The sequence below is a fragment of the Croceitalea rosinachiae genome (assembly GCF_031846445.1).
GTDB lineage: Bacteria > Bacteroidota > Bacteroidia > Flavobacteriales > Flavobacteriaceae > Croceitalea > Croceitalea rosinachiae.
This window is the reverse complement of record NZ_JAVRHR010000001.1, coordinates 1,330,734-1,354,879: the sequence shown is the minus strand read 5'-3', so window position 1 is coordinate 1,354,879 and position 24,146 is coordinate 1,330,734. Positions and strand designations below refer to the sequence as shown.

The 24,146-nt window shown below is 35.8% G+C and carries 22 protein-coding genes; 7 read left to right on the top strand and 15 right to left on the bottom strand.

All coding sequences use genetic code 11. From position 1 onward, the window contains the following. Positions 1-3 precede the first annotated feature (3 nt). The gene (locus RM706_RS06140; RefSeq protein ID WP_311350150.1) at positions 4-645 is read right to left on the bottom strand and encodes a 4'-phosphopantetheinyl transferase family protein; all 642 of its coding nucleotides are present in this window, start codon (positions 643-645) and stop codon (positions 4-6) included. A 66-nt stretch (positions 646-711) separates the two neighbouring features. Here RM706_RS06140 and ahcY point away from each other — a divergent pair, with 66 nt between their 5' ends. Continuing rightward, on the top strand, positions 712-2,028 hold the full coding sequence (gene ahcY / locus RM706_RS06135; protein WP_311350149.1) for an adenosylhomocysteinase: 1,317 nt from the start codon (positions 712-714) through the stop codon (positions 2,026-2,028). 104 nt (positions 2,029-2,132) lie between these two features. Here the strand turns inward: ahcY and RM706_RS06130 are convergent, their stop codons facing one another. Further along, entirely contained in the window at positions 2,133-4,028 is a 1,896-nt protein-coding gene (locus tag RM706_RS06130) for a M61 family metallopeptidase (RefSeq protein ID WP_311350148.1), read from the bottom strand. A 138-nt stretch (positions 4,029-4,166) separates the two neighbouring features. Between RM706_RS06130 and RM706_RS06125 the strand changes: the two genes are divergently transcribed. After that, complete coding sequence (locus RM706_RS06125; protein ID WP_311350147.1) at positions 4,167-5,270, top strand: SDR family oxidoreductase; 1,104 nt, start codon at positions 4,167-4,169, stop codon at positions 5,268-5,270. 3 nt (positions 5,271-5,273) lie between these two features. Here RM706_RS06125 and RM706_RS06120 read toward each other — a convergent pair whose 3' ends face one another. Together RM706_RS06120 and RM706_RS06115 are read right to left on the bottom strand one after the other, a co-directional pair. Next, on the bottom strand, positions 5,274-6,029 hold the full coding sequence (locus tag RM706_RS06120) for a LytR/AlgR family response regulator transcription factor (protein ID WP_311350146.1): 756 nt from the start codon (positions 6,027-6,029) through the stop codon (positions 5,274-5,276). A 1-nt stretch (position 6,030) separates the two neighbouring features. Beyond that, positions 6,031-7,119, bottom strand: a complete 1,089-nt coding sequence (locus RM706_RS06115; protein WP_311350145.1) for a sensor histidine kinase — start codon at positions 7,117-7,119, stop codon at positions 6,031-6,033. A gap of 235 nt (positions 7,120-7,354) precedes the next feature. Here RM706_RS06115 and RM706_RS06110 point away from each other — a divergent pair, with 235 nt between their 5' ends. From RM706_RS06110 to RM706_RS06100, 3 genes are all read left to right on the top strand, one after another. After that, the gene (locus tag RM706_RS06110; RefSeq protein WP_311350144.1) at positions 7,355-9,739 is read left to right on the top strand and encodes a TonB-dependent receptor; all 2,385 of its coding nucleotides are present in this window, start codon (positions 7,355-7,357) and stop codon (positions 9,737-9,739) included. A gap of 161 nt (positions 9,740-9,900) precedes the next feature. Then, a complete protein-coding gene (locus RM706_RS06105) occupies positions 9,901-10,440 on the top strand; it encodes a DUF1569 domain-containing protein (protein WP_311350143.1) in 540 nt (179 codons plus the stop codon). A 149-nt stretch (positions 10,441-10,589) separates the two neighbouring features. After that, positions 10,590-11,429, top strand: coding sequence for a dienelactone hydrolase family protein (locus RM706_RS06100; RefSeq protein WP_311350142.1), 840 nt, complete (start codon positions 10,590-10,592; stop codon positions 11,427-11,429). A 46-nt stretch (positions 11,430-11,475) separates the two neighbouring features. Here RM706_RS06100 and RM706_RS06095 read toward each other — a convergent pair whose 3' ends face one another. The 7 genes from RM706_RS06095 to RM706_RS06065 form a co-directional block, all read right to left on the bottom strand. Continuing rightward, positions 11,476-12,504 carry a phytase gene (locus RM706_RS06095; RefSeq protein ID WP_311350141.1) on the bottom strand — a complete coding sequence of 343 codons (1,029 nt, stop codon included), beginning with the start codon at positions 12,502-12,504 and terminating at the stop codon, positions 11,476-11,478. A gap of 61 nt (positions 12,505-12,565) precedes the next feature. Then, positions 12,566-15,439: a TonB-dependent receptor gene (locus tag RM706_RS06090; RefSeq protein WP_311350140.1), complete on the bottom strand. Its 2,874-nt coding sequence runs from the start codon at positions 15,437-15,439 to the stop codon at positions 12,566-12,568. 167 nt (positions 15,440-15,606) lie between these two features. Beyond that, entirely contained in the window at positions 15,607-17,205 is a 1,599-nt protein-coding gene (locus RM706_RS06085; RefSeq protein ID WP_311350139.1) for a tetratricopeptide repeat protein, read from the bottom strand. A gap of 132 nt (positions 17,206-17,337) precedes the next feature. Next, positions 17,338-17,598: a 50S ribosomal protein L27 gene (rpmA, locus tag RM706_RS06080; RefSeq protein WP_311350138.1), complete on the bottom strand. Its 261-nt coding sequence runs from the start codon at positions 17,596-17,598 to the stop codon at positions 17,338-17,340. A 23-nt stretch (positions 17,599-17,621) separates the two neighbouring features. Next, positions 17,622-18,173, bottom strand: a complete 552-nt coding sequence (gene rplU, locus RM706_RS06075) for a 50S ribosomal protein L21 (RefSeq protein ID WP_311350137.1) — start codon at positions 18,171-18,173, stop codon at positions 17,622-17,624. A gap of 105 nt (positions 18,174-18,278) precedes the next feature. Beyond that, complete coding sequence (locus RM706_RS06070; RefSeq protein WP_311350136.1) at positions 18,279-18,725, bottom strand: DUF4199 domain-containing protein; 447 nt, start codon at positions 18,723-18,725, stop codon at positions 18,279-18,281. Between the two features lie 87 nt (positions 18,726-18,812). Next, positions 18,813-19,703 (bottom strand): DMT family transporter, encoded by an 891-nt coding sequence (locus RM706_RS06065; RefSeq protein ID WP_311350135.1) that lies wholly within the window; start codon positions 19,701-19,703, stop codon positions 18,813-18,815. Between the two features lie 79 nt (positions 19,704-19,782). Between RM706_RS06065 and RM706_RS06060 the strand changes: the two genes are divergently transcribed. Continuing rightward, positions 19,783-20,196, top strand: coding sequence for a hypothetical protein (locus RM706_RS06060; RefSeq protein WP_311350134.1), 414 nt, complete (start codon positions 19,783-19,785; stop codon positions 20,194-20,196). Between the two features lies 1 nt (position 20,197). Here RM706_RS06060 and gldD read toward each other — a convergent pair whose 3' ends face one another. Genes gldD through mutY form a run of 4 tightly spaced genes read right to left on the bottom strand, consistent with a single transcriptional unit; the run spans position 20,198 to position 23,603 of the window. Continuing rightward, positions 20,198-20,749, bottom strand: coding sequence for a gliding motility lipoprotein GldD (gene gldD / locus RM706_RS06055; RefSeq protein WP_311350133.1), 552 nt, complete (start codon positions 20,747-20,749; stop codon positions 20,198-20,200). Next, a complete protein-coding gene (locus RM706_RS06050) occupies positions 20,739-22,067 on the bottom strand; it encodes a gliding motility-associated protein GldE (RefSeq protein WP_311350132.1) in 1,329 nt (442 codons plus the stop codon). The genes gldD and RM706_RS06050 overlap by 11 nt, the downstream gene beginning before the upstream one ends. A gap of 24 nt (positions 22,068-22,091) precedes the next feature. Beyond that, entirely contained in the window at positions 22,092-22,553 is a 462-nt protein-coding gene (locus RM706_RS06045) for a single-stranded DNA-binding protein (protein WP_311350131.1), read from the bottom strand. Positions 22,554-22,568: 15 nt separating this feature from the next. Continuing rightward, the gene (gene mutY / locus RM706_RS06040) at positions 22,569-23,603 is read right to left on the bottom strand and encodes an A/G-specific adenine glycosylase (protein ID WP_311350130.1); all 1,035 of its coding nucleotides are present in this window, start codon (positions 23,601-23,603) and stop codon (positions 22,569-22,571) included. A gap of 112 nt (positions 23,604-23,715) precedes the next feature. Here mutY and RM706_RS06035 point away from each other — a divergent pair, with 112 nt between their 5' ends. Next, positions 23,716-24,006 carry an HU family DNA-binding protein gene (locus RM706_RS06035; protein WP_010516435.1) on the top strand — a complete coding sequence of 97 codons (291 nt, stop codon included), beginning with the start codon at positions 23,716-23,718 and terminating at the stop codon, positions 24,004-24,006. Positions 24,007-24,146 lie beyond the last annotated feature (140 nt).

The window sequence follows — 24,146 nt, the reverse complement described above, 5'->3', positions numbered from 1 at the left end:
TACTTATCTCTCTAAAATGTGCTGAGCATAAACACAGGTAAATCCTTCAAACTCTAAAAAAGCAATTTCATAATTTGACTTTTGACCTTCATATCTTATCTGTGCTGTTGCTTCTAAATCAGAAAAAGAAAAATCTTGCACATCAATATGCTTTAAAAAACTAAGACCAGGTTGGGCGTAAATTTTATACAATGACTCTTTAGCACCCCAAACAATAGTCAACTTTCTAATAATTGCTTCCGAATTGGCCAAGGTTCGGTACTCTTCAATTGGTGTAAACTTATGCGCTATACGTAGTATTTTATCACGTTGTTTTTCAATATCAATACCTACCTCAGCGGTATCACTAATAATTATAGCCGTAAAATTGTTAGAGTGAGTAATGGAAATATGTCTACCATCATGTAAAAAAGGTTTTCCAAATTCATTATAGAAAACATCTTTATCTTCAAAACCAGCCTCCAAAAACAAATGTCTAATGCTTAAAAAAGCACGACGGTGCAATTCAGATTTCATTCCGAACATGCGGTTTTGGCAATTTTCAGTCAACACTACATTCTGAACAAGCTCATTTTCTGATTCCGTTACCTTCCAAATATAAACTTGGATTGTATTAGAAACTGTTATGGTTTTGTAAATAGGCACGGTCGAAAGTTATGTAATTTGTACCTTTGCAGGCGAAATTGCTAGAAAATAAATCAAAAAAAGATTATGAGCACAAAAACGATTCCGTTTGTACCATTTAAAGTTAAAGATATTTCTCTTGCCGACTGGGGAAGAAAAGAAATAGAGCTTGCTGAAGCTGAAATGCCAGGATTGATGGCACTTCGCGAAGAATATAAAGAAGAACAACCTTTAAAAGGATCGCGAATTGCAGGTTGTCTTCACATGACCATTCAAACTGCTGTATTAATCGAAACCCTTGTTGAACTTGGAGCCGATGTAACTTGGAGCTCATGCAACATCTTCTCTACCCAAGATCATGCCGCTGCCGCTATTGCAGCTGCTGGTATTCCAGTATATGCGTGGAAAGGAATGAATGAAGAAGAATTTGATTGGGCCATTGAGCAAACCCTGTTTTTTGGCGAAGACAGAGAACCTCTAAACATGATTCTAGATGATGGCGGTGATTTGACAAATATGGTCTTGGACCGATACCCTGAATTAACTTCAGGTATCAAAGGGCTTTCAGAAGAAACCACTACTGGTGTTCATAGACTTTATGAACGTGTAAAGAATGGTACTTTGCCTATGCCAGCTATAAACGTTAATGATTCAGTTACGAAGTCAAAATTTGATAACAAATACGGTTGTAAGGAGAGTGCCGTAGATGCCATTCGCAGAGCCACGGATACCATGCTTGCGGGGAAAAAAGTTGTTGTTGCAGGTTATGGTGATGTAGGAAAAGGTACAGCCGCTTCTTTTAGAGGGGCCGGAGCCATTGTAACGGTAACTGAAATTGATCCTATTTGTGCTTTACAAGCCTGTATGGATGGTTTTGAGGTAAAAAAGTTGGAATCTGTGGTGCCGAATGCTGATATCGTTATTACAACTACAGGAAATAAAGATATTATTCGTGAAGAGCATTTTAGAGCTTTAAAAGACAAAGCCATTGTCTGTAACATTGGTCATTTTGACAATGAAATTGATATGGCCTGGTTGAATGGAGAATATGGTAATACCAAAGACGAGATTAAACCACAGGTTGACAAGTATACCGTTGAAGGTAAAGATATTATCATATTGGCCGAAGGCCGTTTGGTAAATTTAGGTTGTGCTACCGGTCATCCAAGTTTTGTGATGAGTAACTCTTTTACCAATCAAACTTTAGCTCAAATTGAACTTTGGAAAAACAGCAGCAATTATGAAAATGATGTTTATATGTTGCCCAAGCATTTAGATGAAAAGGTTGCAAAATTACACTTGGCACGACTAGGGGCTGAATTGACCGAGCTAAGACAAGACCAAGCGGCATATATTGGCGTTACAGTTGAAGGACCTTACAAACCTGAGTACTACAGATATTAATGGTCATTTCTATTTTGATAGAAGTCTAGACTTATACTTTATAAAGTAAAAAACCCCTGTTGAAATCAACAGGGGTTTTTAGTTATCGGTTCAAAAACAAATCGCTATTGATTTAACCATACCTTTCTCAAAGTAATTTGAGTTTCAGTAGCATCTGGGTTCTCAACAAGAGTATTCGCCGTGGTGTATGATTGCTCGGTCACGGTCTTAATATTTATTTCTTCTCCATTTCGCAATAATACTACATCAATTTCTTTACCTGGTCTCCAAGTGAAGACTTCACCAAAAACTTGGTTGGCATTTTGTAAATTGATTTCTCCTCCATCTATACTCTTAATAACATCATTTGGTTGAGCTCCTTTATCAGTCCAGAAACTGTTGTTAGACACTTGTTCATTAAAGATAATCGTACCTGCTTCACGGTCCGCCCCTACAATTAAGTTTCCTGCATTTTGAATGTAATTGGTTTCTACCTGTGCCTCTTTAAAATGAAGCCCTACTTTCTTAAAGAAAACATCATAATCAATAGGAGTGGTACCCACAACATGCTTGTTCAGAAACTCCCCTATCTCTAGATACGTCATAGCGGTAATCTCTTGAATTAAGGTATCATCAACAAAAGGCTTATTCTTTCCATATTTATTTGACAATTCTTTCATCAAGGTTAATAGACTTCGATCGCCATCACTTTGTTCACGCATTAGAATATCAATGCACATACCTATCAATGCTCCCTTCATGTAAACATTAGCGTAATTTTCTTTGTATGGGCTCTCTAAGACATTCTCGCTCATTTGTATGAAACTCATAGCATCATCATAATTGGAGCGTGAATTATTTATTTTCTCGGTAGTTCTTGAATAATAGGTTTCTGGGACAATTAGTTTATCATACACCTGAAAATGCTGTGCAAAATATTCAGTGACTCCCTCATATAACCATAGATGCTTACTAAAAGTTGGATTATTGTAATCAAAGTAATGGACATCTTCGGAGTGCACGGACAATGGCGTTACAATATGAAAAAACTCATGAGCTACAACATCTATCATAGCTTCGGCCAAAGCAGCAGCATCCATCTGCTCTGGTAAGACTACCACCGTTGAAGAGTGATGTTCCAAAGCACCAAAGCCTTTTGCAGCATCTTCTTTTGAAGTATCCGATAAATAAAGTAAAACATCATACCTAGGGGTACTGTTCAAATCACCCAAGTAATTCTTTTGTGCCTGCATCATTTCGATCATTGTCTTTTTAATGTCGATAGCCTTATGTACACTATTCGGAGAAAAGACACTTAGCACAATCTTTATATCACCGACCATAAATTCTTCAACCTCAGTCTCACCGTACATCATAGGGTTGTCAGTAACCTCAAAATACCTGTTGGCCTTAAATACAGACTTCTTTGAGGCACCATCTTCACTTTCAGTAAATTGAATTTCTTGCAGCGGAGAGGTGTAGTTAAATGAGCCCGGTGCAGTCACTCCAATATGATAACTATTGTTTTTTAAATTATCAAAATAGCCTATGAACCCATGTAGGTTCAACATTACTTGCTTAGGTTCAATATTTGTACCTGATGGGGAAAAAGGCACTTCTTCTCCGATACCACCTTGAACCTCTTGATCAAATGTATCGTTAACCAAATATGTTATTTTATCAAGGCTCTTTGCATTCGCTATCGACCATGTGTTCGTATCTACTTTAGTGATTTCTATACTATTTCCTTCATAGTCTATAGCTTGTACATTTTCCACATACTTACCAAAATCAGATACTGCGTAGGTACCTTGAACCACTTTTGGCAATCTATAAGTTATAGTATCGGTAACAAATCGGCCTGGGTCAATTGATACACTTATCTTATCGTTATCAATATTGACCAAATCCAAATCTGAAATGATGGGAGTATTTACAGCAAGATCATTCACCGCGACTTTGGTACCGCATGATGCGATTAGCGTGCTAACACTAATACAAAGGATAATTTTTTTTAACATATTTTTAATCTTTTAATACTAATAACGAGTCAATATACGGAGAAAGCCTTATATCATTAAAATTAAAGCGAACGCCATTTATTTATTTTAAGTATTCTGCTGTTTTAAACCGATATTTGCATACTTAATAGGTCAAAAATGAATATCATTTTAACTGGTGCTACGGGAACTTTAGGTTCTCAGGTGCTTTTTTCTTTATTGGAAACCCGACTTCTAGAAATAGAACGATTGTACTTAATCGTGAGAAAGAAGAATAGAACATTGCCAAAAGATAGGGTTAATACCATATTTGAAAGTGAAATTGTGCCAAGTGCTATTAAAAATAACAAAAAAGCGATTTTAGATAAGATTGTCGTCGTTGATGCCAAACAAGTACTTCAACCCATTTCTTTTATAGATAACAATAAGACCTATTATTTTATTCATTCTGCTGGTTATGTAAACCTTTCCATTGATCCCAATAGTAAAGATGAAATATTCAAGGAGAATTTAACTTTTTCAGCGCAAATTTTTGAAGCATACAAGCCACATTTAGAAAAATTCATCTACATAAGTACTGCCTTTTCCATTGGAAAATTAAGCGGTATGCTCGAGAACAACTATGTTGGTGTTGAGCAAAACGAATACCGAAACTATTACGAAGCCTCTAAGCACGCTACTGAAAAATATTTGGTGAAAGCTGGAGAAAAAGCGAATATTCCCATTCAAATATTACGGCCTAGCGTTCTTGGTGGGAACATTATGGATAAACCTAGTTTCTTCATTTCTAAGTATATGGTATTTTATCTTTTTGCTAAGTTTTTCTACCGCAGTAATTCTTCAGAAACAGTTCGTATTCAAGCGAATAAATTCAGCAAACTAAATATCATCCCTACCGATTATGCAGCAAAGGTGATTACTAAAGTTTTTGATACGGCCATTGAACAATTAAATATTGTGAACTCAAAGGGCACCGATATTTTTCACGGTATTTCCAAAATTTTGGAAACCGTAAATTTTAAAAATTTCAAAATGACTCAAGAGTTGTTGGAAACCGCGAGTGAATTTGAAAGCACGCTAGAGCAATTCTACTATGAAACCATAGGTGTTCATCTGACCCCATATTTGACCGCAAAACCTTATGAATGGGACACCACCCTTTTAGAAAGTATTTTACCCATACCAAACTATAATTTAGAAGACTATTTGGTATCAACCATTGAATATGCCAAGACAAATGGATTTAGAAATCAGAGGTGGTAATAACTACATATCCAACCAACGCTTAAAATTTGTTGTCCGTTCTCTTGAAACAATTACTTGCTCTTCTTCTTTAGGTAGCAGTTTTAGCAATAATCGACTATTAAAATAGCTATGTATTTCTACCACTGCTTGTACCGAGACCATAAACTTTCTATTGATTCGAAAAAAGTGAATGGGGTTTAAAATATTCTCTAGCTGGTCTATAGTATATTCAATGGGAAAAGATTGCCCTGCGTGGGTATGTAAGCATATCATTCCGTCATGTGATTTAAAATAGGCAATATCCTCAACATTAAATGACCTAAACTGATTTCCCACTTTCACCATAAAGCGATGTTTGTACTCTTTATGGAACAGTTGTTTTAAATGCTCCAAGTTTTCTGATGTACTACGACCATTATTCGTGACATTCTTTTCAAATTTCTCTAATGCTACTTTTAAATCATTCTTTACAATGGGTTTTAGAAGATAATCTAACCCATTGTACTTAAAACCACGAATAGCAAATTCATTGTAGGCGGTCGTAAAAATTACAGGAGGATGATTTACTAAACCATCTAAAATATCAAAGCCGTAACCATCATTTAATTGAATGTCTAAAAAAATTAAATCGGGCATCAAATTATCAGAAAACCATTGTGAACCACTTTCAACGGAATTAAGACTTGTTACTATTTCAATATCTGGAGCTAATTCTTGGACCAATTTTGATAGTCTTATTGATGCAAATTCTTCATCTTCAATAATGACCGCCCTCATCTTATGAAACTGCTATTAAATTCATTTCCGTCACCCTTTTATCCAGCAAAGGAATAATAACTTCAAAAAAATCAGTTTCTTCACGCACCAGCACCTGTTTATTCGTGTAAAAGGCATATCTCTTTTTTATGTTTTTAATACCCAATTGTGTTGTGTTTTGCTTTAACTCCCTTTTTTGGAAGTTATTTTTAATAGCTAAAGCATCTTCACCAATTGTAGATATTGCGATTTTTAAAGGTTTCTCTTTACTGTATATATTATGTTTTAACGCATTTTCAACCAACATCTGTAAAGACAAAGTAGGTATCAAATACTGTTCTGGATCAACTTTAATGTTCAAGTCTATAACAACCGCTTGTTTATGGCGCACATCCATCATAAAAATAAAAGCATCCATAAAACCCAATTCCTTTTGCAGGTTTACCAAATCATGTTCTCTATTATCTAAGATATAGCGATAGCTACTTGCCAATCGGGTAACAAAATCAGAAGCTAAATCCCTATCCTCATACATCAGAGAAGTTAATGTATTCAGGCTATTGAATAGGAAATGCGGACTTATCTGGTTTTTTAAAGAGGCGTACTGAGATGCCAACATATCTTTTTGTAAATCTTCAAGGCGTTTTTCCAATTCATCATGATGGTTCATTGCATAATGAAACATGTTTGAAAATATGACCGCCATACCAATTAGAATTGCCCTTGAAAAATCTATGGTAAACTGTTGTATTGGAGTATTAGGACAAGTAATTCCCCATGCGTCTTTAAATGGAAACAGTGCCAAATAGTACACTAAAGCGCACATGGGTATCATAATGGACATATTGATACATACAATCTTTAAACTTCGCTTTAGATTAAGCCTACAATACTTCTTATGTCGTTTGAGTAGATAATCATTTATTTCCCAAGTTAACATAAGCAGAAAAAATGCACTTATATAATAAAATAGACTTGTTGATGAAAAAAAACCTTCATATTCCTTCCCGTCATACTCCATGGTCAGTTTCACTGCAAAGTATACAAAATTGACCACCATCCATCGGAAAAAAAACTTACGAATCCTTCTTTTTGTGAAAATATTGCTCATTTCAACTTTAAAGATACATAAGTCTAATTTGCTCAAAAGAGAAGAACTATCAAGTCGTCAAATTTAATGCTGAACCGTTGCATTTGTTATTAAATTGTGTTTCGTGGCTATTTGCCCATAAATACATACTTACAATTCAATTTGACATTTTAAAGAGAAAATCAGCAATACAAATTGGATAGCCATTGATTATATAAAGAGACAATCCATCTTTGAGTAAATCAAAAAAATCATCATGAAAGGAATTGTCTTTGTGTTTTTTGCTTTAATAGGATTGACAACAACAGCCCAAACAGGAATTATAAAGGGAATTGTACTGGACAAACAATCCGAACAACCTTTAGAAGGGGCTACGATTGAATTATTAAATATAGAAGTTGCCACCGGGGTCATTACCGATTTTGATGGTAGGTTCACTATGACAGATGTACCACTTGGAAGAAAGGCCATTCAAATCAGTTATATTGGTTATGAGAGTACTACAATTCCCAATATTGAAGTCACTACTGGTAAAGATGTTTTTATTACAGTAGCCTTATTGGAATCTTTTAATCAATTGGATGAAGTTGTACTTACAAACAATGCAAACCAAGATCGTGCACTAAATAAATTGGCTACGGTTTCTGCTCGACAGTTCGGTGTTGAAGAAGTCACCCGTTTTTCTGGAGGGCGAAGCGATGTAGGCAGGTTGGCGGCAAATTTTGCTGGTGTTTCATCACCAGATGATAGTAGAAACGATATTGTAATTCGTGGAAACTCCCCTACCGGTCTGCTTTGGCGTTTAGAAGGAGTGCCCATACCAAGCCCCAATCATTATTCTACTTTAGGCACCACTGGTGGTCCGGTTTCAGCTTTAAATCCCAATCTTTTAAAAAATTCAGATTTCATAACCTCAGCCTTCCCTGCTGAGTACGGTAATGCTATTGGCGGTGTTTTTGACCTTGGTTTTAGAAAAGGGAATGTTGATGATTACGAATATACCTTACAAACCGGAATCTTTACTGGTGTTGAAGCAATGGCAGAGGGGCCCTTAGGCGAGAATAAAGGTTCTTTTTTGATAGCAGCAAGATATTCTTTAGTCGGCTTATTGGGGGTTGGTGCCGGTGGTACGGCCGCTACCCCAAATTATAATGACGTTTCCTTTAATATAGATTTCGGAAAAGTCAACAATGGAAGTCTATCCATTTTTGGAATTATAGGCAACTCCGACATTGAATTTTTAGGAGATGATATTAACGAAGATGATTTATTCGCGGCTGCAGATGAAAACACCTTTGTAGAATCTCAATTCGGTGTGATGGGACTAAAATACAATCTTAGCCTCAATGATAATTCATATTTGCGCACTATCATTTCAGGGTCCTACTCGGGCAATAATTTCTTGGCAGATCGCTTTATTCAAAAAGACACTCCACAAGAACGCGTAATTAGATATACAGAAGCTGACAATACAGAAGTCCGATTTGCCTTATCTACTTTGTTCAATTCAAAAGTTAGTAGCAAATTCAGTTATAGAACTGGTATTCTAATTGAAAACTATAATATTGAAAGTCTATTGCTAGACAGAAATGAGCAAGCAGATACTAATGGCGATGGAGACCCGGATTTAGTAACTTTTAGAGATACGGATGAAAATTTGAGTCTTCTGCAGCCTTATATTCAAGGGCAGTTTAGAATAACAGAAGATTTGACTTTAAATGCCGGTCTACATTCACAATACAGTACGTTGAACAAACAGTTTGCCCTTGGGCCGAGAGCTGCACTCAACTATATTATTTTGCCCAACCATTCAATTAACTTAGGTTATGGCCTCCACTATCAAAACATTCCTTTGCCATTGCTTTTCTTAAATGAAAATGTGAACGGTGAATTGATACAGACCAATAGAGAGCTAGACTTTGTGGAGAGCACCCATTATGTTCTGGGTTATGATGTGAAACTTGGTAATGCATGGCGCGGCAAAGTAGAAGTATATCGCCAAGATATTGAAAATGCCGCTGTAGAGTCTACACCAAGTAGCTATTCTACATTAATCGAAGGTGCAGATTTTATATTTGATAATGACCGGGTTTCTTTGGTAAATAATGGAGCTGGGTTTAATCAAGGCATAGAGTTCACTCTAGAAAAATTCTTTAGCAATAGCTATTACGGACTATTGACTGGCTCGTTTTTCGAAAGCAAGTATGAGGGTAGTGATGGTATAGAACGTAATAGCCCTTTTAATAATGGCTATGTGGTCAACTTGCTCGCTGGCAAAGAGTTTAAAATAGGGAAAACCGGCAACAACGTACTCTTTTTCGACACACGAGTCACTACTTCGGGAGGGCGCTATTTTACACCCGTTGACCTATTAGCTTCACAAGAAGCTGGTTTTGAAATCCTAAGAGAAGATGAGGCGTTTAGCCAACAATACGATGATTACCTTAGATGGGATGTCAAGTTTGGAATCAAAATCAATAGCAAAAACAAAAAAAGATCTCATCAACTTTATTTTGACTTCCAAAATGTTACCGCCAATGAAAATGTTTTTGTAAGACGTTACAACCGTTTGACCAATCAAGTGGATCAGGTAGATCAAATAGGTTTCTTCCCAGATTTTGGTTACAAATTTCAGTTCTAAACGTCAAACTAGTAGCAATCAAAAGACAGCAATCATGAAAAAAGAGGATAAAAATTTTCAAGAAAAAGATAAAAAATTAAGGAGCACCACCTTTAGTATAAATAGAAAAAAGCAATTGAGGCCTACTTTTATTTGGTGGGGCTGGAAAACCATATAACATTATGAAAAAAGTCGGATTAGGGTTACTGATTATCGTTCTAGTATTTATAGGTGCGTATTTGTTCAACAATCGAGAGTCAAATCCTGATTTTTTGGATGATGAACTCGCTGAAATTGAAAACTATATCTCGAAAAGAGATTCAAAGAATACGGCAGTTTCACAAGCTGATGTAGCGTGGCATTTAGACCATATGCTCAAAACTATAAACAGAATCAGCGAAGCGGTTGAAAAATCAAATCCTGAAGAGTATGTCTATGGTTTCAGTATCCAACAAGTTGTAGTGCATACCTCGGGAATGATACCTAGAGGAGCAGCACAATCACCGCAAAATGTAAGACCACCCCAAGTGATTGTGACCGACAGTATTTATATACAGCTTCAAGAAGCAAAACAGAACATCACCCAATTAAACTCCTTTGATAAGAATGCCTATTTTGACCATCCGGTTTTTAACAAGCTAGATAGAGATCAAACAAGACGGTTTCTTGCCATTCACACCAAACACCATTTAAAGATTATAAAGGATATTTTGGGAGAGTAATGATTCAATTAACGGAATCGCAGTAATCTCATATGAGCTATGCTAATAGTCATTGAACTTAATCTATTCAAGAAAAGATTAAAGAAGAGGTAAAACCCTTTGTACTAGGTAAGATTGATTATCTTTAGAAATACCAAAGCGTAGCAAAAATGAAAAAAATTACAGCCCTATTATTGATTATTGCAGGCTTAGTGAGCATCGCATCCTGTAAGCCTAAAACAGCAAAGACATCCGAAGCCAATGAAACTTCCAAAGAACTTCCCGTTAAGATCATAGGAGAAGAGGTGACATATGCCACTGATTCCACGAACCTCAAGGGATATATCGCCTATGACTCGAACGCAGAAGGAAAGCGACCTGGCATTCTGATTGTTCATGAATGGTGGGGGCACAATGATTATGTACGGCAACGTGCTGATATGCTAGCTGAACTCGGATATACCGCAATCGCAGTGGATATGTACGGTGATGGCAAACAGGCCGATCATCCAGATGATGCAGGAAAATTCGCTATGAGTGTGATGACCAATTTACCGGAAGCTACTGCTCGTTTTGATGCGGCTTTGAATTTGTTAAAGTCCCATGCCTCTGTAGACATTGAAAAAATTGGAGCCATTGGCTATTGTTTTGGGGGAAGCGTCGTATTGACCATGGCCAATTCTGGAGCAGATTTAGATGCTGTAGCGGCATTTCACAGTGGGGTCCAACTTCCTGTAATGCCAAATGATAAGCTTAAGGCTAAGGTTTTAGTATGCAATGGTGCGGAAGACCCTTTCATAAACCCAGAATCTGTAATCTCTTTTAAAACAGCCATGGACTCTATTGGGGCTAGTTATGAATATATTGCCTACCCTGGTGTAAAACATAGTTTTACGAGCAAAGAAGCTGATGCCAATGGAGAGAAGTTTGAAATGCCATTGGCTTATGATGCCGATGCCGATAAAAAATCTTGGACGAGTTTGCAAAAACTCTTTGCAGAAGCGTTCTAATTCTAAAAACAGTTGAGAAAACTAGATACGCTTTGTGAGTTGTCGGTTAGTGATCCGTTAGACCCAGTTTATTTAAATCATAAAAATAAAAGTTCTTTTCATCGTTCATTGCCACAAAAAGTCCGTTTGAAAAAGTATCGTTTAAAGGAATGGTGACTACCTCACAACCGTCAGTTTCAGATGTGGATAAGTTTACCGCTTTTACAAAAGTATTGTCTCTTCTCGAAAAAATATTGAACTCTCCTTTTTGTTGGTTGGAAACAATGAGATAGCCTTCTCCGTTGGAGTAATTGGCTATGGCAATACCTTCAATATCTTCTAAGAAATGTTCGCCACCAAAACAAGAGATTTCCATATCTCCTTTACTTGGTTCTGCATAATACTTCTTGATACAAACTCCTTCATCAGAATAATAGACAAAGCCTTCTTCGTCATCTACGGCAATAGCCTCAATTTCTTTTTGTCCACTAAACGAGCCAAATTTTCGTACTAACTTGGTTTGTATACCTAAGCTATCTGATTGCAATGCATATTGATATAAATATCCATTTTGAGGCCCTGTCTTCCTACCAACAATGGCATAAATGGTCGAGTCTTTAGGAGATTTATATAAGCCAATGCCCATAGGCAGGTTATGTCCAAACGCCCTGGCATCTTCAAAAACCGCAAAACCTCCTTTATCCAATGGTTTCATTTCTGGTATCGAGAACATTCTAATCTGCTGCTTTTCCCTTTCTGTAAAAACTAGAATATCAGTGCTTGTAGAGTCTGTAAGTCGAAATCCGTATTCTATATCCACATTATTGGGTCGTTGGATATTTCTAATGGTTTTTTCTTCAATAATTTTCCCCTTTAAATCAAAAGCATAAATCGCTCCATTGGTTTCTTTATCCGTACCAAAAATGATGCTTTTAGATGCATCTTCAGGGTTAACCCATATGGCAGGGTCATCGGTATCGTTTAACGTAAATTCAGTAATGACATCTGGTGCAATTGGCGGCAGTGTACTTTTTGAAGTGCATGATGCTAAGGCAGCTATAAAAATTAAAATTAAGCTATATTTTGTTCTGGTCATCTTTTATAATTTTAAGACAAAAGCCGCCCAAAGGCGGCCTTAAAGACAGTATTGTGATCGGCTACTTTCTAAATAAATCGTATTTCAAGCCAAAAGTAAAACGTAAACTATAAAATTCAACTTGCTGTGTTCTTTCACTGATTCCCTGAAAATAACGTAAAGGCTGATTGGTTATATTATTTAAATCGGCATACAACCTTAATTTATTATTTATGGCATAGCTAGCATTAAAATCTAGGAAGAATTGTGTATCGTAATACCTATCTTCAAAGTCATTGCCACCTATTTCATCAATATAAGAATCAGAGAAATTAGCAGACAATCTTGCACTAAATTTCTTGTCTGCATAGCCTAAAGAACCATTGAACATATTTGGAGCCGTATTTGGCAAATCTAGGTCGGTTCGCTCATCTCCATCTTCGTTACGTATGCCGTTGGCACTTGATGTCAAATATGTATAGTTCAAGTAAATGCTAAAGTTTTTTGCAAAGCCTGGCAGAAAATCCAATTGTCTTTGAAAAGCAAATTCTGCTCCGAAAATTGTTGCAGAATCTCCATTCAAAGGTTGAAACAAATCAAAACCTTCAGTATCGGGACCGAAAGAATTGTCTGGGGTTTCCGAAATAAAAGTATATACAAAATCAGTTATGTCTTTATAAAACAACCCTCCAGATATTATCCCAACGCTTTTAAAATAATGTTCTGCCATCAAATCAAAGTTCATTGATGTTGTTGGGTCTAGTTCAGGGTTTCCAATAAAAATTTCATCATCACCGTTCACCACATCTAAAAATGGAGTTAAATCCACATAATTTGGCCGTGCCAAAGTATTTGTCCAAGCAAAACGTAAAATAGTGTTGCTTGAAAAGTCGTATTTTAAGTGAACCCCTGGAAGTATATTAGTATAAGAGCTCTCTTCTGTGATTTCGCCTACTACATTCTCTTCATCTTCAATTTGATTACCTGTTGCAGTAATGTTTGTGTTTTCTATTCTAAGACCAGCTAAGAGACTCAGCTTATCGGAAAGCTTTTGGTTGGTCATGGCATAAGCAGCCCAAACATTTTCTTCTACGTTAAAATTATCCCTTAAAAATTCATCAGGTACCGAATCACCTGCATTGTCATTCAAATCAAGACCCCCTAGCCAAACTTCATCGGGGTATAGACCCGCTTCGTATTGACTACCTGCTAAATAATCGGGGTCAGTATAACTTTTAGCAGGAACATCGGCCAAGGTTGGAAATTGATCTTCCAAATCAAATTCAAAAAAGTTGTTGTCCCTGAATTTCTTCTTAAAACGACCTCTGGCCCCAAACTTAACGATACCATCGCCATTGCCAAAAAAGTCCGTTGGCAACTCAAAATTCAAGAAAAAATTGATGTCTTCTTCTTCAGTATACTGAGTTTCATTGGTGATTTCATCAAATTCAAAACTGCCCAAATCATCAGCATCAGAGGCATTTTCTGCGGTCATTATTGGAAATTCTGGGTCAGTGTTGTTATTCAATACGGAATACTCTGCTACATATTGCGCATAACGCTCATCTAACCGTTCTTCGGAGGCTTTGGCATAAGCAGCCATCCAATTCATTTTTAAACTGCCAAACAAGTGATTTCCACCAAGAGTGTAATTCTGCATACGTTGATCTTCCAAACGTCTATTTTGAATTCGGTCGCTATCAAGCCCACCCTTGGTCTCGCGAGCAATTTCAGCAGGAAAACGCGTCGGCACCCCGTTGGTAATGGTAAAATCATCTATACCAATATCCTCAGCATCCAATATTTCTTGAGCCAGCACAAAACGGTTTTCACGATCATCACGCCAATTGTACATGGTCTTCAAATAAATAGTATTATCCGCGTTAAAATTATAATCAAAATTGGCGGCAAAACTTCTACGAATACGCTGTACCAAATAGGTGCGTTGTTCAGTTACGTTAGTGTAAGGATCTACATCAACTTCATCAATTATGTCTTCACCATCAACGTCTTGTGCTCCTGTATTGAATTCAAATTCATCAGTCCATTCCGCTTCTACATTATCAGAACCAAAGTCATTGTCATTAACAGATGCAGAAACCATCCAGCCGAATTTTCTATCTTTAGTGCGGTCACCAACTAAAAAAGATCCATTTAAGATTCTTCGGTCCGTAATAAAGTTAATTCCAGAACCAGCAGTAGCCGAAAGCCTAAAACCTTGGGGTGCTGTTCTGGTAACTAAATTAACAGATCCGCCAAGAGCATCAGCATCCATGTCTGGTGTTACTGCTTTATTTACTTCAATGGTTTGAATCATGTCAGAAGGAATTAAATCCATCTGAATATTTCTGTTATCTCCTTCTGCAGAAGGAATTCTACTGCCATTTAAAGTAACTGAATTTAGTTGTGGGGAAAGACCGCGTACAATAATATTACGTGCCTCCCCTTGATCTACTTGCATGGTTATACCAGGAATCCGCTTTACAGCATCTCCAATATTTGCATCAGGAAATTTACCAATTTGATCTGTGGAAACCACATTGGTAATGTTCAAATTAGTTTTTTGGGTATTCAATGCCTTTGCTGTTCCGCTTATTCCATAGGCTGAAACCTCAACTCCCTCCAATGCCACACTTTCAGGATTAAGCGTAATATCAACCACAAATGTTTCTCCTGAGCTGACCGTTACTTCTTGTTCTATAGTAGCATATCCTAGATAGGAGATTTCTAAAGTATATGTACTTTCTGGAACGGATACAATAGTGAAGCGACCATCAAAATCTGTTATTGCCCCTTTTGAAATTGAGGAAATAAAAACACTGGCACCTGGCACATAAATACCATTTTCATCTGATATCGTACCTTGAATATTGCCAGTTTGAGCTTTTAGCGTTGTAAAGCCGAGGATTAAAAACAGCGTTACAAAAAGAGGTTTTAATAAGTTGATTGATTTCATTTTAGTTTTAAAATTAGTTTGACTCAAAACTATAATTATCAATTCGTTAGAAGTTAATTTTAAAGGAAACAAAAGGGAAACAAAACTGGTTTTAACAGTAAACAAGAAGGCAACAATTACACTAATTTTACATTGCAATAACAATTGCAAAAAATTAGGGCATAAAATTAGAGTTCGACCATAAAATTTACTAATTCTTTCTTCTGGTCAATTCGCAATTTTTTTCTGAGTCGGTATCGTGCTACTCTAACACTATCTGGGGTCACCCTTAATATTGACGATATTTCTTTTGAGGATAGATTTAAACGCAATAACATACCCAAACGCATTTCTGCTGGCGAAAGATTACTTTGTGATAAGGCTGATAGTTTTTTAATGAAATCGGGGTGGATTTCTTTGAAAAAATTAGTGAACTCATCCCATTCCTTCTCTTGTTGTAGATTAAAATCAATTTCTTTGACCAATTCCTTTATTTTATGACCGGTATCCATATGCTTTCGTGAAGCAATATTTCGCAGCGTTTTCGATAAATCAAATAAAATTTTATTTTTCTGGGATAAATGCAAGCTATATCGCGATAAAGCAGCAGTTTTTAATTTGATTTCATCTTGAAGGTTTTCTTCTTCAATTGCCTTTTTATCAAGTTCAGCCTTGAGCATCCTTTGTTTATACCCCTGTATTTTTCGCTCAGCTTTTCGTTTTCTACTGCTATAATGATATAAAAAGCCTAAAACTACCATTACGGCAAATAGAGTAATCCATAATAACTTTTGATTTGCTTTACTTACTTTATTTTGCTCTTTTAAAAGTTGTATCTGTGCTTCTTTTTTATTGGTTTCATAAACAGTTTGAAGCACATTGACCTGATTTGTGTTCTGAACCTTAAGCAATTCATCATTGAACTCTTCTGACTTTAATAAATATTCATGCGCTTTTTTATAATCTCCATATTTGGCATAAGTTTTCGACAAATCCTTATGAGCACTTTCTAACTGATGGTAATCTTTAATTTTTTGAGCTATTGCTAATGCCTTTTCTGTGAAAAAAAATGCTTCTTCCAAATTTCCGCTCTTTCTAAATACATCTCCGAGGTTATTCAGCACATTGGCTTCTTCTTTATTATTCCGATTTTTAAAATGATTGTAAGATTTAAGAAAATATTTATGTGATTGTTCGTAGTTGTCTAAATCTTCATAAATACTGCCGATATTTTCATTAACTGCGGCTAAACCATTTTGATCGTTAAGTTTCTCAAACAGAATTAAACTTTCTTTTTGGAATTTCAAGGCTTTTTGATATTCTGCTTTTTTCTCAAAACATGCGCCTAACAATCCTTTTGAAACAGCTTGACCTCTTAAGTAGTTTAGATTATTAGCTGAATTGATTCCTTCTTCAAAGGATTTAATAGCCATGTCAAACTTCTTTAAAGAAAAATGCACTTTGCCAATATTGTTCTTGAATATCACATAAAATGTATCTCTTTCTTTAGATTCAACAAGTTTCAACCCCTTATTATATTGGTCAATTGCTTCAGAATACACTCCAGAATAATGATAAAATTCTCCAAGATTAAGATAGCTTAGAAGGATTTTTGTGCTAGAAGATTCCCTTTTAGCTTCTACAAGTTTAGACTTTAGAATAAAAAATGTAGAATCTGTCTTACGGACATAAGGCAATTCTTCATTACTATCTTGAGCTATTGAATTTAAGGGAAAGATTAATGAATAAAGAAAAAAGCTTGTCAGTCCTAAATATTTCAATTGCATATTAAAATGTAATAGAAAGGCTTAAGGACAACTTTTAAAAGTAAAATTATATTATCAATAGGTTATCAAAACATTAAAAAACAAAAACCCTCGTCAAATGACGAGGGTTTATATACTTTAAGAGGTAAGCTATTATGCCTTAAAAGGCTCAATGGAAACATAAGATTTTCCACCAACTTTCTTTTCAAACTTTACAATACCATCAACTTTGGCATGTAATGTATGATCTTTACCAGCATAAACATTCTCACCAGGATTGTGTTTAGTACCTCTCTGTCTAACTAGAATGTTACCAGCAATAGCTGCTTGACCACCAAAAATCTTAACACCTAATCGTTTCGATTCTGATTCTCTACCGTTTTTTGAACTACCTACACCTTTTTTATGTGCCATGATATAAAGTTTTAGTTCTTATTTTATTTTTTCAAAGCTTCAATAAGCTCTGCTTTTTTCATTGATGAAATTCCAGTAATACCAGCCGCTTTAGCCAAATCTTTTAATTCAGCAACGGTTTTTTTACTAAAATCTTCTGTTGCTTTTGGAGCAGCTTCCTTTTTTATTGCTGGGGCTGATTTTGGAGCTGCCTCTTTCTTCGGAGCAGCTTCTTTTTTTGGAGCTTCAGCTTTTGCCTTCGCTGGAGAAGCTTTCTTAGCGCCCTTGGCTACAATGCTTTCCACAACAATTTCAGTCAAAGACTGTCTATGACCATTCTTTTTTCTGTAACCTTTACGTCTTTTCTTATGAAAGACGATTACTTTATCACCTCTAAGGTGCTTAACGACTTTGGCTTCAACAGCCGCACCGTCTATGACCGGGGCGCCAATAGTAACGCTACCATTATCATCTAAAAGAAGTACTTTGTCAAAAGTAACCTTTTTGCCTTCTTCTGTCTGTAAACGGTGAACGTACACTTTTTGGTCTTTTGCAACTTTAAACTGCTGCCCTGCCATCTCTACAATTGCGTACATAATGATTTAATTAGATTATTTACAACTGCCATTTTCTCAAATAGCGGGTGCAAATATACTGCTAAATCCTTAATCTACAAGAACTTTTTGGCCATTTCAAAACAATTATTTTTTTAGGTTGTTTGACGACTTAAAAAGTTGCATGAATGTTAAGGTTAATACAATCGAAGTAGCTATGCCCATTATGGCTACGGTAAAAAAGACTATTCCCTCAAAATTTGTGTAATCTTTTGCCCAAACTTCTGACAATTCTCCTAAAAAAGAACTATTCAGTTCTGTTGCATAAAGTGCAAAAAATATGGTGAAAAGTATTGTTGCGACCACGCCAGTGGTAATCCCTGCTTTAAAGCCACTACCATAACTAAATTTACTTCCTTCTTTAATTTTTGTGTATTTCAGGGTTTCATATATTCCGAATCCAGTAATAATTCCATTAAAAAGACTAAAGAAAACATTGGTGTGCTTGCCCAACAAAGCCAGAATTAAAAAATAGGCAATAAGAACGGCCGCAGTAACCAACCCAAATCGAATAGGCAGTGTTAAATTATTCATATCCAATATTTTATAGTGGACATTTAAGATAAAAAAATATTTAACACGATACTGTTAATAGGCCCACTCTTTTAAACATAAGTGCCATTATGAAGCTTTGAGCTTCACTTTTTTATTGACCAAATACACTCCCAGCAAAATTAGCAAAGAGGCCAATAGTTGTTGAATAGTGAATTTTTCCTCATCTAAAACACCCCAAAAAATTCCAACTATGGGAATGAGATAGGTAACGGAAACGGAAAATACAGCAGATGATATTTGAACCAATCTATTGAACATCACTTTGGCAATACAAGTACCAATAACACATAAAACGACTATATATCCCAAAGAGCTCCAAAAGAAATCACCCGAGGTGACTTCGGTACTAAAAAATCCGGAAAAAGGCAAGACTACCAGCGCTGGAACAATTATGGAGGCGAAATTGCCAACGGCTATACCCATTGGGGTAACATTTTGCAACTTGCTTTTAATAATGTTCGCGTTACAAGCATAGCAAATGGTGGCAACTATTACAAAACCAGCATACCAATAGTTATGATTTGGATTTACTCCTTTACCGAAGAAAATTAAAAATCCAGCTCCTAATAATCCAACCAAGACCCCAATAAGCTGGTTTTTTGTAAATGAGACTCCGAACGCAAAGAGTCCTACAAACAAAGTAAATAGGGGAACCAATGAATTTAAAATTGCGGCAATACTACTATCAATTTCAGTTTCAGCATACGCAAACAAAAACATGGGAAAAAAGCTTCCAATAAAACCTGATATGGCCACCCATTTCCACTCCTCTTTTGTTATTAATCTTAAAGATTTAAATCCTATCAAAAAAAGAAAGAAACCTGCAATAATTATTCGTGCTGAACCTAATTGAATTGGAGTAAAACCTTCCAACCCTTTTTTAATAAGGATATAAGATGTACCCCAGATGATCGATAGTACAAAAAGGTAAATCCATTTTCTATTTTGTTCGTTCAAAATCTTTCTAATTGAAATGCGAAAATCGGGTTTTTAATTCATCTTTGTTTTTTAATTTTATAAATACAAAATCAAAAAAATGAGAATACTTATTTATGTGCTGGTAGTATGCTTTTTGCTTTCTTGTAAAGACAAAAAAGATGTCAAAGAGGGTCCATCTCAGATGGAACAAGTAATGATGGTTCATGACGAAGTGATGCCTAAAATGGGAACACTTTCTAAGCTTGTTGCCGAATTAAAGGCAAAAGTTGATACTACCGAAACCGGTATGCAATACGAAACTTCTATGAAAGACTTGCAAGATGCGAACAAGTCTATGATGGATTGGATGATGGACTTTGGCGATCGCTTTGATTCTGATGAAATATTAAATGGCAAAGAATTAACTGACCAAAAGCTGGAATGGTTGAATGAGGAGCAAGAAAAAGTTAATGCTCTAAAAGAGCAGATTAATTCTAGTATTGAAAAGGCCGAAGCTCTTTTAAGTCAATAGTTTAATTTTTCCACTCTAAACTTTCCATAATCTTACGAATATCGTTTTGCAAATACACTGCCGCTGGTAGAATCGAGTCATAATTTGGCCTAGCATAAAAGTAAAGCGACCCAGTCACAAAATGATTAAGACTATCAGTTGCATAAAATTGAGATTGTGAAGCAGCATTACCTGTTATTTCATAAAACATTCCATAAACCTTTTTGTCTTCATTAATAAAAGGCTGTTCTACAATATTATCTGCTTTTACCGCATGTTCGTAAGACAATTTTTGTGCATCTGTTAAAAGAGTTTCCAAATTAGTATTAACTGATTTATACGTTAAATAAATTGACCCTTTCATTAATGGGTAATCAATCGTATAGCCATTATCATTTTGTCTTTTAAGTATAGCAGTTTGATTGAGATCAAAAACAAAATTTTTAGTGACTGATTGATTATAATTAGCATTAGGAAAATCAAGTCGCAACATGGCTTTTGGCTTGGGTAATACCTCATCTTTACAGCCCACGAACACAAAGAACAAAAATAAAATGATTACACTATACTTCATGGGGCAGTTTTACTTTAATTTGTTTTAAACGTTTTTTATCAAGACTTTCCACCGTAAATACGAAATCATTGAAAATCACTTTTTCTCCTCTTTTGGGGAAACTTCCTGAGATTTCTAACACAAATCCGGCAATAGTTTCAGATTCTCCTTTATTGTTTTCAAATTCTTCTTCATCCTCCAATTTTATAACTCGGTAAAAGTCCTTAAGTGTGGTTTTTCCTTCAAAAACATATGTCTGGTCATCTAACTTCGAAAAAATTAGGTCCTCATCATCAAATTCATCACTAATATCACCTACAATTTCTTCAATAACATCTTCCAATGTTACAATACCCGAGGTACCGCCATATTCATCTACTACAATGGCAAGGTGTTTTTTCTGCTCTTGAAACTCCAATAACAAATCATCTAACTTCTTGTTCTCTGGCACAAAATATGGCTCACGAATCAAGGACATCCAGTTAAATGATCTTCTATCTATGTATGACAATAAGTCTTTAACGTACAGCACTCCAAGCACATTATCCATACTCTCAGAAAAAACAGGTATTCTAGAGTATCCATTCTTTTTAATTTCTTGAATAACTTCAGGGAATTTCATCTCTTCATTCAAGGCAAAAATATCAATACGAGGTCTCATGACCTGTTTCGTATCAGTATTACCAAATGATACTATACCCTCTAATATTTTTTGCTCTTCCTTAGTAGTATCACCTTCTGAAGTCAATTCTAAAGCTTGTGATAAATGATCCACTCCAAAATTCGATTTCTGTCTTCCAAGCTTTTCCTGTAAAAAAAGGGTCGCTGATCGCATGGGTAAACTTAACGGAGTGAAAATCATATCTAAAATTCGAAGCGGTAGTACCATAAAATGGGAAAATTGAACTCGATTTCGGTTCGCATAGATTTTAGGAAGGATCTCACCAAACATCAAAATTAAGAATGTTGCAACTACCACTTCAAGAACAAATCTAACTGAAACTACTCCAAAAATTGTCTGGTCAATTGAAGAAAACAAAGTGTCGCCAATAGAACTGAACAGTAAAACAATGCCAATATTAATGGCATTATTGGCAATCAATATTGTAGCTAAAAGCTTTTTAGGTTTAGCTAACAATTTTATTATCAGCTTACCTTTTACTGTATCTTCTTCTTCAATTTGGTTCAAATTGGTTTGCGAAATCCCAAAAAGTGCCACTTCAGCGCCAGAAATCAAGGCCGAACAAATCAAAAGCACTACTAGTACTAGCACTTTTACGATAAAAATTCCATTAAATGCAAGTATAGTCAACGATAGACTAAAGGGGTCAGGGTCCAATGCCTTACTATTTAATTTTGATGCTTAAAAAGGTAAATCATCATCCTGTTCCGTATTGGCAACAGGCGTTGTGTCTTGAGGGGGCACCGACGGTTTTTGCACTGCTTGTTGACTAGATTGACCTGTCGAAACATTGGTGCCTGCTTCATTTTTATTTGTCAAAAAGGTAAAGTCTTGCACATGTACTTCGGTAGAATAACGTGTATTTCCATCCTCCCCTTGCCACTGTCTGTTCTTCAATCGCCCTTCTACATATACCTTATCGCCTTTATTTAAATACTTCTCACAAATTTCGGCAGCCTTATTTCTTACAATAACATTATGCCAGTCCGTATTGGTTACTTTTTCACCGGTCTGTTTATTCGTATAGGTCTCATTAGTTGCGATAGGAAACCTACCAATACAACCTCCACCCTCAAAATAGTGCATTTTAACTTCATCTCCCAAATGCCCAATCAGCATCACTTTATTTACTGTTCCACTCATAGTAAATCAAAAGTACTAAAATTTAAAACTTCTAATGAAATCTGCAATTAAAACTGGAACGGGATACTGCTCAAGAGTATCATTTGAAATTCCGTTGGATAACATATCATTGCTCTGCACAATCCAAAATTTGGTATGTAAGTGCTGGTGTGAGAGTTTATGAATAATAGGTTTTTCATTAAACTCAGAAATTTCAAAGCCCTTTAAACTAGAAAACACTTTGGCTACTTTTACCTTAATCACATCAAGGCCAACCTGAGTGTCAGTTTCTATTAAAGGAAACTGATAAAGGTTTTGCCAAATTCCTTTTCCAGTACGTTGCTCTAAAATGGTATTTTTATTTGAATCGATTACCACCAAATAGTTGAAATATTTTTGCTTGACCTTGGTCTTTTTCAATTTAACCGGTAGTTCATGTACTTTGTTTTTAGCCAAAGCAACACAACCCTCGCTTAAAGGGCAATGTAAGCAATATGGTTTTTTTGGGGCGCATTGTATGGCACCAAACTCCATAATGCCCTGATTATAGTCTCGAATGTTCGTATGCATTACCTCCCATGCTAAATTTTTGAAATACTTTACTCCTTCAGATGAGTTAATGGGAAGATCAATACCGAAGTATCTAGATAACACACGATACACATTACCATCAACCACGGGCTCAGGTTCATCAAAACAAATAGATGCAATAGCGCTTGCCGTGTAATCACCAATCCCCCTAAGCTTAATAAGCTCTTTATAAGTACTCGGAAACTTCCCGTCAAACTCGTTCACAACAATTTTCGCAGTAGCGTGCATATTGCGCGCACGAGAATAATAACCCAGCCCCTGCCATAGTTTAAGTACTTTTTCTTCGCTTGCCGCTGCCATATCCTTTACTGTAGGAAATTCTTTAATGAACTTCTCATAGTACGGTAACCCTTGAGCTACTCTGGTTTGCTGTAACATAACTTCAGACAACCAAATGTTATATGGATTTTTTGTGCGCCTCCATGGAAGAACTCTCTTATTTTCAGCATACCACGTTAAAATTTTTTCAGAAAAAACCATGAAGGAAAATACTATCGGGTTAAAGAAACAGTTTATATACTTAAAATTTAGGGCTTTATGCAAAACATTTATATATTTGCAAGCCTAAAAAAAACGAAAATATAAATACGAAATGACGAAAGCGGATATTGTATCTAAAATCTCAGAAAAACTGGGTATTGAAAAAGGAGACGTACAAGCAACTGTAGAATCTTTTATGGAGGAGGTAAAAACGTCCTTAGAGAATGGTGATAATGTTTATTTAAGAGGTTTTGGCAGCTTTATTATCAAAACAAGAGCTGAAAAGACGGGAAGAAATATTTCAAAGAATACAACCATCAAAATTCCTGCGCACAATATTCCTGCATTTAAGCCTGCTAAGGTTTTTGTAGAGGGAGTAAAAAGTAACGTACAGGTAAAATAATTTACTAACGAAAAAGCAACGCAAATATGCCGAGTGGAAAAAAGAGAAAAAGACATAAGGTAGCTACTCACAAGCGTAAAAAGCGCCGTAGAGCTAACCGACACAAGAAAAAGTAGTCAGCCGACTACTTTTTCATTTTA